Genomic DNA, 14,450 nt, shown 5'->3' on the forward strand with positions numbered 1-14,450 from the left:
ACACGCAGAAAGGAGTACCGCGGTGGATAAGGCCACCGCGGCCGAGTTGAGGATTCGAATTGTCATAATGCCCTCTGTTTACGATTTCGAGTGATGGAGCTGGTGAAATTCCGTCCTAGAATTTCAGTGTCACGGAGCCTGAAAAGACGTTGACCTCCCCTTCGGTTTTGACGGAATCCGGAATCGGATCGCCGCTTTGCGTGGTGTTGATGTCGAACCGGCGCTCATCCAGCTTCTGGTATTGGTAGGCGAGGTCCACGGTGAGCGGCCAGGCCAGCAGCGGCGGGTTCTTGAAGGTGGCGGAGAGGCCCATGCCCACCACCAGCTTGTCGGCGTCCAGGTAGTTCACGTCCTGGGAGGTCTGGTCCTCGAGGGGCGATTCCTCCCAAGCCACGCCGGTGGTGAACATGAAGCTGGGAGTGAAGTCGAACTCCAGGCCCACGCGCGGTACGAAGGTGTCCTGGAACTGCAGGTTGCCCTGGTCCTTGACGGTATCCCCGGCGAACTCCTCGGAAAGATCGGACCATACCTGGTACTCGCCGGTGAGGGCGACCCGGGTGCGGCCGAAGTCATAGCGGATACCGACGCTGTAGATGTCCGGCTGGTAGCCTTCGATCACGTCGACCACGCGGATCGGCAGCGCGTCGATCAGCCCGGGCACGTCGGGCGTGGCGGCGATGGAGGTGGTGGTCTTGGAGTAGCCGCGGAAGGCGAGCGCCGTGTCCAGGTTGTTCAGCCAGCAAGCGTTGTCCGGACAGAAGGTCTCACCCCAGTTCATGCTGACGCCGACGATGGGCCGGTAGCTGGTCTTGGCGGACACGTCCAGGCTCTCGTGGCGGGTTTCACCGCTGAGTTCCAGCTGGGTGTCCAGGTCGGCGTCGTTCTGCAGGGTGATGTTGATCGAGGCCCCGAAGTCGATGCCGCGCCAGATCGGCGTGGCGGCGCCCACGTTGAGGAACAGCGGGTTGCGGCCGTAGGTCAGGTACTGGCCGTCGCGGGAAGTCTGCGATTCAAAGGCGAGCATCTCGCGGCCGTATTTCTCGCTGCCGAGCATCAGCGCCAGATAGATCGGATGACCGGTGGTCAGCAGATCGCTGGCGTCGGCCTTGAGGCCGAGGATCAGTTGCTGGGATGGCTCGTTGTTCAGGCGTTTGCTGCGCGGCCCCGGGCCGGTGGCGTCGGTGTAGCCGACGTCCGGTTCGCCATGCAGGATGGCGCCGGTGAGCTGGCCGCGGGTGTCCTGGGCCAGGGCGGCCGGGTTGTAGAACACCGCGTTGGCCTTGTCACTGAACATGGAGAAAGCCTGAGCCGATGCCACATCCGAGGGGAACATGCCATAGGTGGACGGCGCGTTGCTCATGCCGGCCGCGGCAGTGGAGCTCAGCGCGAGCATGATGCCCGCGGACAGGAGGTTGGTTGGTGTCGAATTGCGGCTCATAGAAGCGGACCTCTTAACCCTGTTCTGCTTATTGTCGTATTGGTAGTTTTTATTTCGCATTGTGGTACCCACCGTATTCGTTTAGCCGGTTAGAACTTCATGGTGATGGAGCCGGCGAATACGTTCACTTCGCCGTCCGTGGTCACCGTTCCGTAGGTCTGGTCCGGCTGGCCCAGCCGCTGCGAGCGGCTCAGTTGGAAATCACGCTCGTCGAGCTGCTGGTACTGATACCCGAAGCTCATGGTGACCGGGTGCGCGATCATGGGTACGTGTTTGAAGTTGGCGCTGATACCCACGCCCACCACCAGGCGGTCGGCGTCGACGTAGTTCACGTCCAGGGAAGAGTTGTTCTTGAGCGGGGATTTTTCCCAGGCGACACCGGAGGTGACCATGAAGACGTCGTTGAGGTCGATTTCCAGGCCCACGCGCGGCACGAAAATGTCCTCGAATTCCAGACCGGCCTGGTCCTTGATGGTGTCGTCACGCAGCTTGCTGCCCAGGCGGGACCATTCCTGGTACTCCGCGGTGAAGCCCAGACGCCAGGCACCGAAGTCGTACTGGAAGCCCGCGGCGGTAACCGCCGGCTGGAACGAATCGATGACATTGTTGACCTCGATCGGAATACCCGGCGAGCCCACCGCGCCCGGAATAATGGCGTTGGAGGACACCGAGGTCTGCTGATCCGCGGAGGCGCGGTAGCTGATGGCGGTGTGCAGTTTGTCCAGCCAGCAATCCTCGACGTGGCAGAAGGTTTCGCCAACGTTCATGGTGAGGCCAAGCAGGGGCCGGAACTGCGGGCTGGATTGCACGCTCACCCGCTCGTAGGTGGTGGTGCCGGCCAGGTTGTTGGTGATGAACAGCTCCGCGTCGTTGTGCAGGGTCACCTGCACGCCGGCGCCGAACTTGATGCCGCGCCAGACGTTGGTGCCGATACTGGCGGCCAGGAACAGCGGCTGACGGTCGTATTGGAAGTATTGAGCGTTGTCCCCTTCCGCGGAAGAACTGAACGCCAGCATTTCCTTGCCGTAACGGTCCACGCCGGCGACGAAGCCCAGGTAGATCGGGTGTTGGGATTTCATCAGGCCGCTGAGGTCCGCCTTGAGCCCCAGCATCAGTTGTTGCGACGGGGTGTCGAGAATGTTGCCGTCGTAGGCGGGGTTCGGGCTTTCGGTGTTCAGGTCGTGCTCGGCGTGGAAGATCGCGCCGGTTACCTCGCTACGACGATCCCGCACCAGGTTGGCGGGGTTGTAGTAAGTGGAGGACGTGTTCGTGCTGAACAGTGAGAGCGCCTGGGCTGAGGCAATATCCGACGGGAACAGACCGTAGGTGGTGCCCGTGTTGCCCATATTGGCGAGCGCGGGCGAGCCGAGAGCCAGCATTCCCGCGGGCAACAGGATTGTTTTGATTATCGATTTTTTCATAGTTAGACAACCTTTCTACCTGATGTTGTTCTTCTTGATGAACGCAGCCGGGTGACCGCAGCTCAACCATTAGCACAGCTTTTACATTTTCGGTAAGGATCATAGCGCCGCGTTAAACGGTCTCCACGGCTAGAGCCGCCGGGAGTAAGGCGTTTAAACGAAGCGGTGTGTTGATATTGGGGGAACGGATGCGCCGTCCTGGCTTGTCGATACAAAGAACATTCGTTCTCGACCTCCTTCTTTTTTGTTGTACTTCACCGCGTTTCAGACACGGCTGATTTCTTGTCCGTTTGTTGTTTTTTTTGGCGCCCTGCCCGGACGCCGGAATGACAACGGGGAGACTGACAGAATCCTAGTGGGTCGACGATGAAACCGTAAACACAAAAACAATGAAAAGGAGCCTTTCAAAAAATGAAAAGGCCGCTTTTCCCTTAACCCCGCGAATTACGCCGTCGACGGCGAACCCTGGCCAGCACAAGCACAGATGTAAACACTTATGGCCCGGCAAGTCCAAGGCTGTTTGGGCGGAGAAACCGGCAAAAAAATATACACAAACAATTGTTTTGTATCTTTTTGGGCAAAATCCTTTCCTTAATCCTATAATGTAGGAAACATCGTCATGCTCGATGTTGACCTTGTTTACAGGTGTTACCTAAAGGAACATGACATCGGCCGCTGGCTGGAAAACCGGGCCTGCTGGCGGCAAAACAGAAAGGGGCGGCCTTCGCTCTGGTGCGGGGTCCGGTGTACTCAAAGGATAAAACCGGTGTTTCCTCCGGCTATGGTCGTAGCGGAACGAGTGTGCCATACTCAACAACGTTCATGGATGGACGTACATGCACCCCGCTTCACCGTGCCTCGGCGCGGTTATTAAAAAAACGAAATCAGGTGTAAACAACAAAAAGGGAATGCGCGATGAAACGGCTTGCGGATTTCGCCATTTTCGTGGCGGTTGTCAAAGCAGGGACCATCTCCCAAGCGTCCAAGACGCTGGACCTTTCCATTGCTTCGGTCAGCAAATACATCACCCGTATCGAGCAGCAAATGGGCGTGCGCCTGTTGGTGCGTAATTCTCGCGGGCTCAAGCTTACCGACGAGGGCCGCGATCTTTATGAACACGTCGACCGGCTGCTCGACGAACTGGACGCGGTGGTCACCAAGGTCAGCAAAAGCAGCCTGCAACCGCAGGGTGTGTTGCGCATTACGTCGAGCATCGGCCTGGCGCGGCGCCGGATCGCGCCGCTGGTGTCGGAATTCGCGGCCCAGTACCCGGATCTTTCCGTGCAGCTCAATTTCGGCGACCGCGACCCGGACACCGGCGCCGGCCAGGTGGACGTGGCCATCGTGATCGGCCAGCCGCAGGACTCCTCCCTGGTGGCCAAGCGCATTCTGCGCAACCCCTGCGTGCCGTGCGCCTCGCCGGCCTATCTGCAACGCCACCCGGCGCCGACCACGCCCCAGGAACTGAAGGAACACGCCTGCCTGATTCTGGATTGCCCGGGCTCTTTCAAGGACCTCTGGGTGCTGGAGGATGAATCCGGCAAACGCCATTCAGTGCGGGTAAAAGGCGGCCTGATCACCGACAACAGCGAAACATTGCGTGAGTGGGTGCTGGACGGTCAGGGCATCGCCATGAAGAGCCTGTGGGACATCGAGGACAAGCTGGAAAGCGGCGAACTGGTGCGGTTGCTGCCCGGTTACCGGGCGCCGGATCTGGATTTCTATCTGGTGTACGCCGGCCGCGAGCTGATCCCGGCCAAGACCCGCGCTTTCGTGGCGTTCCTGGAAGACCGTGCCGAACGGCTGCAGGCAAGCGCCGGCTGAACGCGATCTTCACGCCTCAGGCGTTAGTCTCCCCGGGTCACATGGGGAGGGGGCTTCATGAAAACCAGATTTCTGACTCGGGTGCTGCTGCTTCTTGCGGCGTTTTTCTATATGCCCGGGGCCGGTTTCGCCAGCGATCCCTCCGCCGCCGACGGGCCCACCATCGGCGGTGAAAGCTCTTCCTCCGACGCGGACCTGCCCCGCCGCCCCACCGCCGTGCGCGGCTAGGTCCACCTCAGGCCAGCGCCGGGTAATCCAGCGTGTGGTCCAGCCGGCGCACCCAGGCTTCCACCTGCCCACCCAGCTTGTAGTACAGATCCCCGGGATGAATCGACACCCGCAGTGAGCGCCCGCTCAGCAGCGCCGCCGCCAGGTTGGCGCGGTTGAACAGATTAAGGCTCCAGGCGCGCCAGGCGGTATCCGCCTCGAACCCGACCAGCGGCAAACGGATAAAGCGACGTTCCCGGGCGTCGTATACGCCGCCGAGGGTTTCGAAGTAGCGGAACGGCAGCGCCGCCAGGGCGCGTGGCTCGATGCGCCCCAGCGCCCAGGCCGGCGGCACGTACAGTGGCGACGGCGTCAGTCCATGCTCCACGAACCAGCGGTGGCAGTCCTGGATCAAGGCGGCGATGGCGGCGCCGTCCAGGGACAAATGCTCGGCCACGTCGCGGGAAATAAAGCGGCTGTGCAGGCGGTGGTGAAGGGTGCGCGGCGGGTCGCAGCGGTGCCGCCAGCCGTGGCCGGCCAGCGGGTAGCCCCGCGCGCTCAGGTCGCGGAGCCAGTCCAGATCGTCCGCGTGCCAGTCGCGACCGGGCACCACCAGCAGGGTGATCGCCCCGGCCGGGATGTCCACCAGCCGCTCCAGCAACTCGGACACCCGCTCACGGGTTTCCGGCATTACATCATGGATGGAAACAAGCCCGGAAAGCGCCATGTCAGAGCCCGGGGCGGGCCTGGCTGGTGCTCAGCCGGCGCAGCACCGCCAGGGTCGGTGAACGGCGCGGCTTGGGCATGGCGGCGCCCTGTCGCGCGCAGCCGCCGAGCACTTGCAGCCAGCCCTCCACGGCCTCGCGGTTCATGGCCAGGGCGGCCTGGCGGCCGGCGCGAGCCTGCTCGCGGCGCCGCTCCGGCGTCATTGCCCGCAGGCGGGTCAGGGTGTCGGCCAGGCATTCGCCGGGCTCGGCCACGGTGAGAGCCCGGGCCAGGGCCGGCCACTGATTGATGCCGCAGACCGGCGTGGTGATCACCAGGCGTTCGCGGGCCAGAGCCTCCAGGGCCACGGTGCCGAACGCCTCCACGGCGGAGGGCAGCACCAGCACCTGGTGGGCGTCCAGCTCCGCCACCACCCGTTCACGACTGCACCAGCCCAGGAAATTCAGGTTGGGCAGCTCCTTGCGACGCTGTTCCACCAGGCCACGCAGCGGACCATCGCCGGCCACGGTGAAACGGCAGTCCGGGTGCGCCTCGGCGAGGGCCAGGAAATGCTCGATGTTCTTTTCCGCCGCCAGCCGGCCCACATAGAGCACTGAGTCCACGGTGTCGGCCAGTGGCGTCACGGCACTGTTGACGAACTCCGCGCCCAGCGGCGTGCCCACCAGTTGCGGATGGCGGGCGCCGGCGGCGCGGGCATCGGCGATCATGCTTTCACAGATGGTGGCCACCGCGCTGCTGCCCCGGAACATGGTGCGGTTCAGCCAGTTGAGCAGGCCGCCGGCCAGCCGCGCCAGGCGCGGGCCCCAGTACAGCTGCACCAGGCGGTCATAGTCGGTCTGGAAGGTCACGCACACGGGAATGCCAAGCTTGCCGGCGATCCAGTAAGCGCCCAGCGAGAAAATCCCGGGGCCGGGGATGACGATCACATGGGGTTTCATCTCCCACACCAGGGCGCTCAGTTCCCGCATCTTGGGGAAGAACAACCGCTGGGTGGGGTCGCCGGGAATCGGCACGGACAGACCCTGGCACGGGTGGGGCTCTTCCAGGCTGGGACAGACCAGTTCGGCTCGTTCCACCTCCTGGCCCAGGTGCGTCACCAGATCCTGGAAGTAGGCACCGACGCCATTGCGGCCTTTCATGGCGTCCACGACAAAAAGTACTCGCAGGTCTTTTGTTTTCATAGCAGGCAGTATGAGTACCACTTATTTCCGATTTGTGACAAGAAAAATGTCACTCGTGTTCAACCCCGGGCAAGGGGTAACTGAATTTTTCGTACACCCAGCCGAAGGTGGCGCACAGCCGCTCGGGGGCCACGCCCAGGCTTTCCAGGGAGTAGTGGTGGCCGCTGCGGTAGCGCCGGGCGCGTTCGTCCTCGGCGGCCAGCCGCGCCTGGTAGGCCGGTGACGGGGTCATCCCGAAGCGCCGGTAGAACCCCTCCACGGTGGCGCGCGGCTCGGCGGCCAGGGCTTCCATCACGGACAAGGCCTGGCGCTCCGGTGGCAGCCGCTCCAGTTGCTCCAGCAGATGGCGGTAGTAATAGTCGAGCATGGCCAGGAAGCCCTCGCGCCAGTAGGCGGCGGTGTCACGGCCATCGAACACCCGGGCGCCGATGACGATGGAGTTGATCTGCGAGGGCACCGCCGCCGTGGGGTTGCGCAGGCAGCCGATGAAGCGGGCATCCGGAAAGGCCGCCGCCAGAGTCGCCATGAACGGCGTGAACGACGGGTTCTTGGACAGGAAGGTCAGGTGATCGCCGTGGAAATACAGGTGGCGCTGCACGAAGCGCCGGTAGGCGGCCATCAGGCGCTGTTTCTCCGCCGCCGGCAGGTCCCGGTCGGCGTAGGTGAGCCGCCACAGGCGCGGGTCCGGCACGGCCAGCACCAGCAGGAAGCAGCCGAGCACCGGCAGCAGCGCCAGGTAATCTTCCTCCGGATCGCGCAGGCCGGTCTTGTGGACGTCGTCCAGGCCGCCCAGCAGGCGTCGCTCCAGCCACTGGAAGGCCCGGCCCAGCGGACGCCCGAACAGGGCATCCAGGCGCCCTGCCCCGCGCCACAGGCAGCGCTGGGTGACCGAGGGGGCGAAGATCAGCTCCCATAGGGCGGTGGTGGTGAAGCGCTTGTCGTCGGCGGCCAGCAGCCGGTGCAGGAAGGTGGTGCCACTGCGCGGCACGCCCACCACGAACAGCGGCTCGCGCACCCGCACGCGGCGGAAATCCGGAAACAGCAGATGGTCGAGCAGCAGCCCCAGGCCGTTGACCGCCTGCACCAGGAGGAACAGGGGCCAGAAGCCGGCCATCACCAGCCAGCGTCGCGGCGAGACGCCGCTTACGGTGCCGTCGTAGTCCGGATTCCAGGAGCGCACGAACAGCACCGCGTATGCCTTGATCAGGGAACCCATCCCGGTCTCCGGCGGTTCGCGGTGGGCCAACCCTAGCAGGCCCAACATGACTCTTCCATGACAACGGGCCTCCGCTCAACGCCGGACGGTCCGCGCCGCGCCCCTAGGCGCGACTGTAGGAGCGACTGTAGGAGCGACTTCAGTCGCGATCAGCCAGGCCGTTATCGCGACTGAAGTCGCTCCTACAGGCTGTTCTACGGGCTGTTCTACAGGCTGTTCTACGGGGGGTCTACGGGGGCTTCGACGGTTGCTTCCATGGAGACCGTGGCGGGGGCGGTTGCGACAATTGCGTGACAAATGGGCGGAGGCTATTGATGCGGTCGGGGCGCCAAAGCACAATGCCCGGCGAACCGGCGGGCGGTCCGCCCAACGCCTGATGCATAGATGCATAGCTGCATAAGAGACCCATGAACCAAGGCATTCCTACCATCGTTGGCCACCGCGGCGCCCGCGGCGAGGCCCCGGAAAACACCCTGGCCGGTTTCCAGGTCGCCCTGGAGGCCGGTGCCCGCGAAGTGGAGCTGGACGTACGCCTGTCCCGGGACGGGCATTTGATCGTGGTGCACGACCAGCACGTTACCCGTACCACCGGCGAACGGGGCAAGGCGCACCACTACACCCTGGCACAACTGGGGGTGCTCGACGCGCGCCACGACACTCCCGGCTGGCACAGCCCGGTGTGCATCCCCTCCCTGCGCGAAGTGGTGGAGCTGTGCGGCCCGACGATGCGTTTTCAGTTCGAGGTGAAGGGCACTGAGTCCGCTCTGCTGCACCGGCTTGCCCACCGTCTGGTGGCACTGATCGACGAGCTGGGGCTCCATGAGCGGGTGGTGGTGACCTCGAAGCACACCGGTTTTCTACGCATGCTGGGCAACATGACTCCCCGGGTGGAGCGCGGCTACGTGGTGGAATACCGCTACCAGCAACCCACCCGGCGCGCCGCCGGCCTGGGCTGCGCCTGGCTGATGCCACGCCATTCCCTGGTGACCCCGGCGCTAATGCGCCGCGCTCGGCGCCGGGGGTTGAAAGTGTCCACCTGGACGGTGAACGATCTGGTGGAGGCGGAGCGCCTGGCCGGGCTCGGCGTGGACGGCATCATCACCGATTTCCCGACCAGCTTCATCGCGCATTTCAATAAACGCGGCGCCAACCGCGACTGAAGCGGAGCCCCGCCCGGCCGCTCCTACAGTGGCTATTGGCAAGGTTTTGTAGGAGCGACTTCAGTCGCGATAACGCCCCCTCAATCCCGCAAAAAGGCGCGGATTTCCTCCTCGCGGGCCTTGGCGTCCTGATACCCCAAGGCCATCAAGCGCCCCGTGAAGCCCGGCTCGAACAGCAGATAACTGACCGCCGATGCCCCTGGTGACCGGGTCGCCCCGGAGCCGCGCAGGAAAAAGCGCAGGGTACGCGGCAGCTCCTTGGTGTGCTCGGCGGCGATTTCGTCCAGCGGCTGGGACGGGTAGATTTTCAGTACGTCCACCTTGCGGAGCTGGATCTCATGCTGGCTGCGGGCCCGGTTGCTGAGCGCCTGCACGGTGCGGTTGATCCGTTCCAGACGCTCCACGTCCCCTTCCAGAGTGTCCACGAACACACTGTCCAGTACGTGGCCGAGCACCTGGGCCAGGGACGGGTAACCGCTCAACTGCCGCTGGTGAGCGGCGGAGGAATGGCCGGATACGCCGATCACCAGCAGCCGGTCGGCGCCCAGATGCAGCGCCGGGCTCACCGGCGCCAGCTGGCGCACGGCGCCGTCACCATAGTAACGGCCATCCACCTGCTCGGCGGGGAACAGCAGCGGAATCGCCGCCGAGGCCAGCAGGTGCTGCACGCCGATGGCGGAACGCCGCCCCAGGCGCCGCGCCCGGTTCCATTCCGGCAGGTCCGGCGCGCCCTGGAAGAACGCCACGGATTCGCCGGAGGCGTAGCTGGACGCGGTGATCGACAGGGCCCGCAGATGGCCTTCGTCGATGCTCTGGCCGATGCGTTGAAAATTGATCACCAGCCGCAGCAGCCGTTTCAGCGGCGTGTTGTCGAGCAGCGCGCTGCGCGTGGTGCCACGGCCGGCGGCGGCGGAACTGAACACCCAGCGCAACAGGCTGCGCACGAAGGCGACGATGTCGGTGCGGTAGACCTGGTCGGCGGTCATGTTCGCCCACACCTGCTCCAGGCCGCGCACCGCCAGGCGGTAATCGTGGGCGCCGGCGGCCAGGCCGGCGGCATTGATGGCGCCGGCGGACGTGCCGCAGATGATCGGGAAGGGATTGGTGGCGCTGGGCGGCGACATGTCCGCGATGGCACTGAGCACGCCCACCTGGTAGGCGGCGCGGGCGCCACCGCCGGACAGAATCAGCCCCCGCGTGGGGGCGGACGAAACTGGCATGGTGCGATCTCCTTATGCACGCATTATGGGCGACCGGGCGGGCCCCGTCATCCGTCGGAAAGCGCTGGCGCCGGGCGGCGGCGCGGCGCTATGCTGGCCGCACTTCAATGGATATGCCCATGGCCCATCGTTTCACCTTCCGCCCCGCCCGTGCCGACGATCTCGATGCCCTTACCGCCCTGGAGCGCCGCTGCTTCCAGAGCGACCGGTTGTCACGCCGCAGCTTCCGCCACTGGATACGCCAGGCCCACTCCGGGCTGATTCTGGCGCTCGCCGAGGACGGCGCCCTGGCCGGCTATGCATTGGTGATTCTGCAGCGCGGCACGCGGCTGGCGCGGCTGTATTCCATCGCCACCGACCCGGACCGGCGCGGCCAGGGGCTTGGTGAACGGCTCCTGGACGCCGCCGAGGACTACGCCCACCAGGAAAAACGCCTCTACCTGCGCCTGGAAGTGCGCCGCGATAACGCCGCCGCCATTCGCCTCTACGAACGGCGCGGCTACAAACTGTTCGCGCGCACGCCGGATTACTACGAGGACCACGAGGACGCCCTGCGCTACCAGAAGCGGCTGCACTACACGCCCCAGGGCGGCAACCGGCTGGCGCTGCCCTGGGTGCGCCAGGGCACCGAGTTCACCTGCGGGCCGGCGTGTCTGCAGATGGCCCTGGCGGCCCTGCTCCACCGCGTTCCGGACGCCCGCGAGGAGTTGCTGATCTGGCGCGAGGCCACCACCATCTTCATGACCGCCGGCCACGGCGGCTGCCATCCCCTGGGGCTGGCCCTGGCGGCGCGGCGGCGCGGCCTGAATGCCGAGGTGTACTGCAACCAGCGCGGGCCGCTGTTCCTGGATTCAGTGCGCGACGAAAACAAGAAGCGCGTGATCGAGACCGTGCACGACCATTTCGAGGAACAGGCCCGTGCTTCAGGGATTCCCGTGCATTACCAGGAACTCAGCGCGGCGCGGCTGGATCGGGCGCTGGAAAACGGCGACGTGGCCATCGTGCTGATCAGCACCTGGCGGCTGGACGGACGCAAGGCGCCCCATTGGGTGGTGGTCAGCGGCGCCGACGACGAGTGCTTCTACATCCACGACCCGGACCCGGCGGAGGATCAGGTACCGCTGGATTGCCAGCATGTACCGATCACCCGGGACCGTTTCGAGCGCATGACCCGTTACGGCCAGGCGCGCCTGCGCACCGCCGTCATCGTCGGGCGCCCGGGTCGCGACTGAAGCGGAGCGCCGCCCGGTTGCGCCTACCGTGTGGCGTCGGCGCGATGGGGCCCGGGTCGGGCGTGGTGGTGGCGGATGGCACGGATCGCGACTGAAGTCGCTCCTACAGTGGCTATTGGCAAGGTTTTGTAGGAGCGGCTTCAGTCGCGATCAACGCGGCGGACGGCACGAGCCGCCGGCCGCGGTGCCGGTTCAGGTTTTGAGGACGTCGCGGCCAAGTTCGGCGGCGCGTTGGGCGTTGACCTGGCGGGTGTTCTCCTCGCAGGCGTCCTTGTCGCCGCCGCAGATTTCGCAGCCGTCCTTCATGCCGAGGGCGGCGAGGCCGCCGCAGGAGCCTTTGACGGGCTTGTTGGAGAGAATCACGCCGATGGCCATGCCGGCGAACAGCAGGGCCACGATCACGAAGCTGGCGAGTACGGTGGCGAGCATTTCAGTTTCCTCCTTCCTCGGCTTCCAGGAGGGTCCGGAAGGCGGGGGTCATGATTTCCTCGGGGCCGTCCTTGGTTCGGACAATGAACAAGACCGGCAGTTCGCGGGCTTCGGCGAACGCCCGCCCTTTTTCGGGCCCCAGCACGGTGAGCGCGGTGGCCAAACCATCCGCCACCATGCAACTGGAGTGTAACACGGTGACCGAGCCCAGTTGATGGCCCACCGGGTAGCCGGTGCGCGGATCGATGGTGTGAGAATACAGGGTGCCGTCGTCCTCGAAGAAGTTGCGGTAATCACCGCTGGTGGCGATGGCCAGGTTTTCGAGGGCGATCACCTTCTCCATTTCCCGGACGCCGGCGATCGGTCGCTCCACGGCGACGCGCCAGGGCTGACCATAGGGCTTGTGACCGCCGGCACGGAGTTCGCCGCCGATCTCCACCAGATAGTTCTTGATGCCGGCGCTTTCCAGCACTTCCGCCACTTTGTCCACGGCGAAGCCCTTGGCGATGGACGACAGATCCAGATAGACGCCGCCGGGTTGCGCCAGTTGGTCGCCGTTGAGCTTGAGCTTGTCCCAGCCAACCCGGGCCCGGGCCGCTTCGATGTCCGCCTCCGGCGGCGGCTCGAACCGTTCCGGGTCGGGGCCGAAGCCCCACAGGTTGACCAGCGGCCCGACGGTGACGTCGTAGGCGCCGTCGGTATCCCGGGAGATCGACAGGGCTTCCTTGAGCACCTTGGCGAAATCCTTGGAGACGGTCACCGCGCGACCGGCGTCGGCGCGGTTGAAACGGCTGATGGTGGCGTCTTCACGGTAGGTGCTCATGTCCGCGTTGACCTGCTCCAGGGCCGATTCGATGTCCTTGCGCAGGGCCGGAACGCCACCGCCGGGGGTGCCGGTGAATTTCACCGACCAGGTGGTGCCCATGGTGGGCCCGTTGAGCGCGGAAAGGCGGTCGCTGGTGTCGTCGCAGGCGGCGAGGAGCGCCAGGAGGGCGAGGAGCGGGAACAGGCGGAAGAGAGGGATTCGCATGGGGCTGCCGATTCGCGGGTTGGGGGATGCCGAGGAGCGGCGAGGCCATCGTCGGGGCGCGGGGCGACCCCGGATCGCGACTGAAGCGGTGCGCCGCCCGGTCGCGATACCCGAGGCTTAATCAGCCCCCGAAGTCGTCGAGCATGATGTTTTCCGGCTCGACGCCCAGATCCTCGAGCATCTTGATCACGGAGGCGTTCATCATCGGCGGGCCGCACATATAGTACTCGCAGTCTTCCGGTGCCGGGTGGTCCTTGAGGTACATTTCGTAGACCACGTTGTGGATGAAGCCGGTGGGGCCTTCCCAGTTGTCCTCCGGTTGCGGATCGGACAGGGCCAGGTGCCACTCGAAGTTGTCGTTCTCTTCGGCGAGCTGATCGTACTCTTCGTTGTAGAAGGTCTCGCGCCAGCTCCGCGCGCCGTACCAGAAGCTGATCTTGCGCTTGGAGTTGAGACGCTTGAGCTGGTCGAAGATGTGGCTGCGCATGGGGGCCATGCCGGCGCCACCGCCGATGAACACCATCTCGGCGTCGGTGTCCTTGGCGAAGAACTCACCGAAGGGACCGAACACGGTGATCTTGTCGCCCGGCTTCAGGTTGAACACGAAGGAGCTCATCAGGCCCGGCGGAATGTCCTTGGCGCCCGGGGGCGGCGTGGCGATCCGGATGTTGAACTTGAGGATGCCCTTCTCTTCCGGGTAGTTGGCCATGGAGTAGGCGCGCACCACGGTTTCGTTGTTCTTGGCCTTGAGATCGAAGAACTTGAAGTGCTCCCAGTCACCGCGGAACTCTTCATCGATATCGAAGTTCGAGAAATCGATGTCGTAGGGCGGCGCTTCGAGCTGCACGTAACCGCCGGCGCGGAAGTCCACTTCCTCGCCTTCCGGCAGCTTCAGGGTCAGTTCCTTGATGAAGGTGGCCACGTTGGGGTTGGAAACGACTTCGCATTCCCATTTCTTCACGCCGAAGAATTCCTCGGGCACCTTGATCTTCATGTCCTGCTTGACGTTGACCTGACAGCTCAGACGCCAGCCGTCGCGGATTTCGCCCTTGGTGAAGTGGCCTTCCTCGGTGGGCAGAATGTCACCGCCACCGTCGAGCACCTGGCATTTGCACTGCGCGCAGGTACCGCCGCCGCCACAGGCGGAGGACAGGAAGATACCCTGATCGGCCAGGGTGCCGAGCAGCTTGCCGCCAGCGGGCGCGTCGATGCTCTTTTCCTGGTCGCCGTTGATGTCGATGTGGACGTCGCCGCTGATCACCAGCCGCGAGCGGGCGGCGAGAATCACCGCCACCAGCGCGAGCACGATGGCGGTGAACATGACCACGCCGAGAATGATTTCAAAACTCATGTTCTGGCTCTCCCC

At 64.7% G+C, this 14,450-nt stretch carries 13 protein-coding genes; 4 read left to right on the forward strand and 9 right to left on the reverse strand.

The annotated features are described in order from the left end of the window. Positions 1-115 precede the first annotated feature (115 nt). Positions 116-1,438 (reverse strand): OmpP1/FadL family transporter, encoded by a 1,323-nt coding sequence (locus tag ACLD02_RS10570; RefSeq protein ID WP_410298674.1) that lies wholly within the window; start codon positions 1,436-1,438, stop codon positions 116-118. An 89-nt stretch (positions 1,439-1,527) separates the two neighbouring features. Next, entirely contained in the window at positions 1,528-2,859 is a 1,332-nt protein-coding gene (locus ACLD02_RS10575; protein ID WP_410298675.1) for an OmpP1/FadL family transporter, read from the reverse strand. 915 nt (positions 2,860-3,774) lie between these two features. Between ACLD02_RS10575 and ACLD02_RS10580 the strand changes: the two genes are divergently transcribed. Together ACLD02_RS10580 and ACLD02_RS10585 are read left to right on the forward strand one after the other, a co-directional pair. Then, positions 3,775-4,683, forward strand: a complete 909-nt coding sequence (locus tag ACLD02_RS10580) for a LysR family transcriptional regulator (RefSeq protein WP_203102361.1) — start codon at positions 3,775-3,777, stop codon at positions 4,681-4,683. Between the two features lie 57 nt (positions 4,684-4,740). Continuing rightward, positions 4,741-4,911, forward strand: coding sequence for a hypothetical protein (locus ACLD02_RS10585; RefSeq protein ID WP_203102359.1), 171 nt, complete (start codon positions 4,741-4,743; stop codon positions 4,909-4,911). Positions 4,912-4,918: 7 nt separating this feature from the next. Here the strand turns inward: ACLD02_RS10585 and ACLD02_RS10590 are convergent, their stop codons facing one another. From ACLD02_RS10590 to ACLD02_RS10600, 3 genes are all read right to left on the reverse strand, one after another. Then, positions 4,919-5,617 carry a polysaccharide deacetylase family protein gene (locus tag ACLD02_RS10590; protein ID WP_203102357.1) on the reverse strand — a complete coding sequence of 233 codons (699 nt, stop codon included), beginning with the start codon at positions 5,615-5,617 and terminating at the stop codon, positions 4,919-4,921. A gap of 1 nt (position 5,618) precedes the next feature. Next, complete coding sequence (locus ACLD02_RS10595) at positions 5,619-6,755, reverse strand: glycosyltransferase (RefSeq protein WP_410298676.1); 1,137 nt, start codon at positions 6,753-6,755, stop codon at positions 5,619-5,621. A 91-nt stretch (positions 6,756-6,846) separates the two neighbouring features. Next, positions 6,847-8,013 (reverse strand): sulfotransferase family protein, encoded by a 1,167-nt coding sequence (locus tag ACLD02_RS10600; RefSeq protein WP_410298677.1) that lies wholly within the window; start codon positions 8,011-8,013, stop codon positions 6,847-6,849. A 407-nt stretch (positions 8,014-8,420) separates the two neighbouring features. Between ACLD02_RS10600 and ACLD02_RS10605 the strand changes: the two genes are divergently transcribed. Then, positions 8,421-9,173, forward strand: a complete 753-nt coding sequence (locus ACLD02_RS10605; protein WP_203102351.1) for a glycerophosphodiester phosphodiesterase — start codon at positions 8,421-8,423, stop codon at positions 9,171-9,173. 80 nt (positions 9,174-9,253) lie between these two features. Here the strand turns inward: ACLD02_RS10605 and ACLD02_RS10610 are convergent, their stop codons facing one another. Next, a complete protein-coding gene (locus ACLD02_RS10610) occupies positions 9,254-10,393 on the reverse strand; it encodes a patatin-like phospholipase family protein (RefSeq protein ID WP_410298678.1) in 1,140 nt (379 codons plus the stop codon). 119 nt (positions 10,394-10,512) lie between these two features. On the opposite strand from ACLD02_RS10610, the gene ACLD02_RS10615 reads away from it, so the two are divergent. Further along, complete coding sequence (locus ACLD02_RS10615) at positions 10,513-11,625, forward strand: GNAT family N-acetyltransferase/peptidase C39 family protein (RefSeq protein ID WP_410298679.1); 1,113 nt, start codon at positions 10,513-10,515, stop codon at positions 11,623-11,625. 192 nt (positions 11,626-11,817) lie between these two features. Here ACLD02_RS10615 and nqrM read toward each other — a convergent pair whose 3' ends face one another. The 3 genes from nqrM to nqrF form a co-directional block, all read right to left on the reverse strand. After that, the gene (gene nqrM, locus ACLD02_RS10620; RefSeq protein WP_203102345.1) at positions 11,818-12,054 is read right to left on the reverse strand and encodes a (Na+)-NQR maturation NqrM; all 237 of its coding nucleotides are present in this window, start codon (positions 12,052-12,054) and stop codon (positions 11,818-11,820) included. A gap of 1 nt (position 12,055) precedes the next feature. After that, positions 12,056-13,084, reverse strand: a complete 1,029-nt coding sequence (locus ACLD02_RS10625; RefSeq protein ID WP_410298680.1) for an FAD:protein FMN transferase — start codon at positions 13,082-13,084, stop codon at positions 12,056-12,058. 121 nt (positions 13,085-13,205) lie between these two features. Next, positions 13,206-14,435: an NADH:ubiquinone reductase (Na(+)-transporting) subunit F gene (nqrF, locus tag ACLD02_RS10630; RefSeq protein WP_203102341.1), complete on the reverse strand. Its 1,230-nt coding sequence runs from the start codon at positions 14,433-14,435 to the stop codon at positions 13,206-13,208. Between the last annotated feature and the right edge of the window lie 15 nt (positions 14,436-14,450).

Source organism: Alloalcanivorax sp. C16-2 (assembly GCF_046507615.1).
In the GTDB taxonomy this organism is placed as follows: domain Bacteria; phylum Pseudomonadota; class Gammaproteobacteria; order Pseudomonadales; family Alcanivoracaceae; genus Alloalcanivorax; species Alloalcanivorax marinus_A.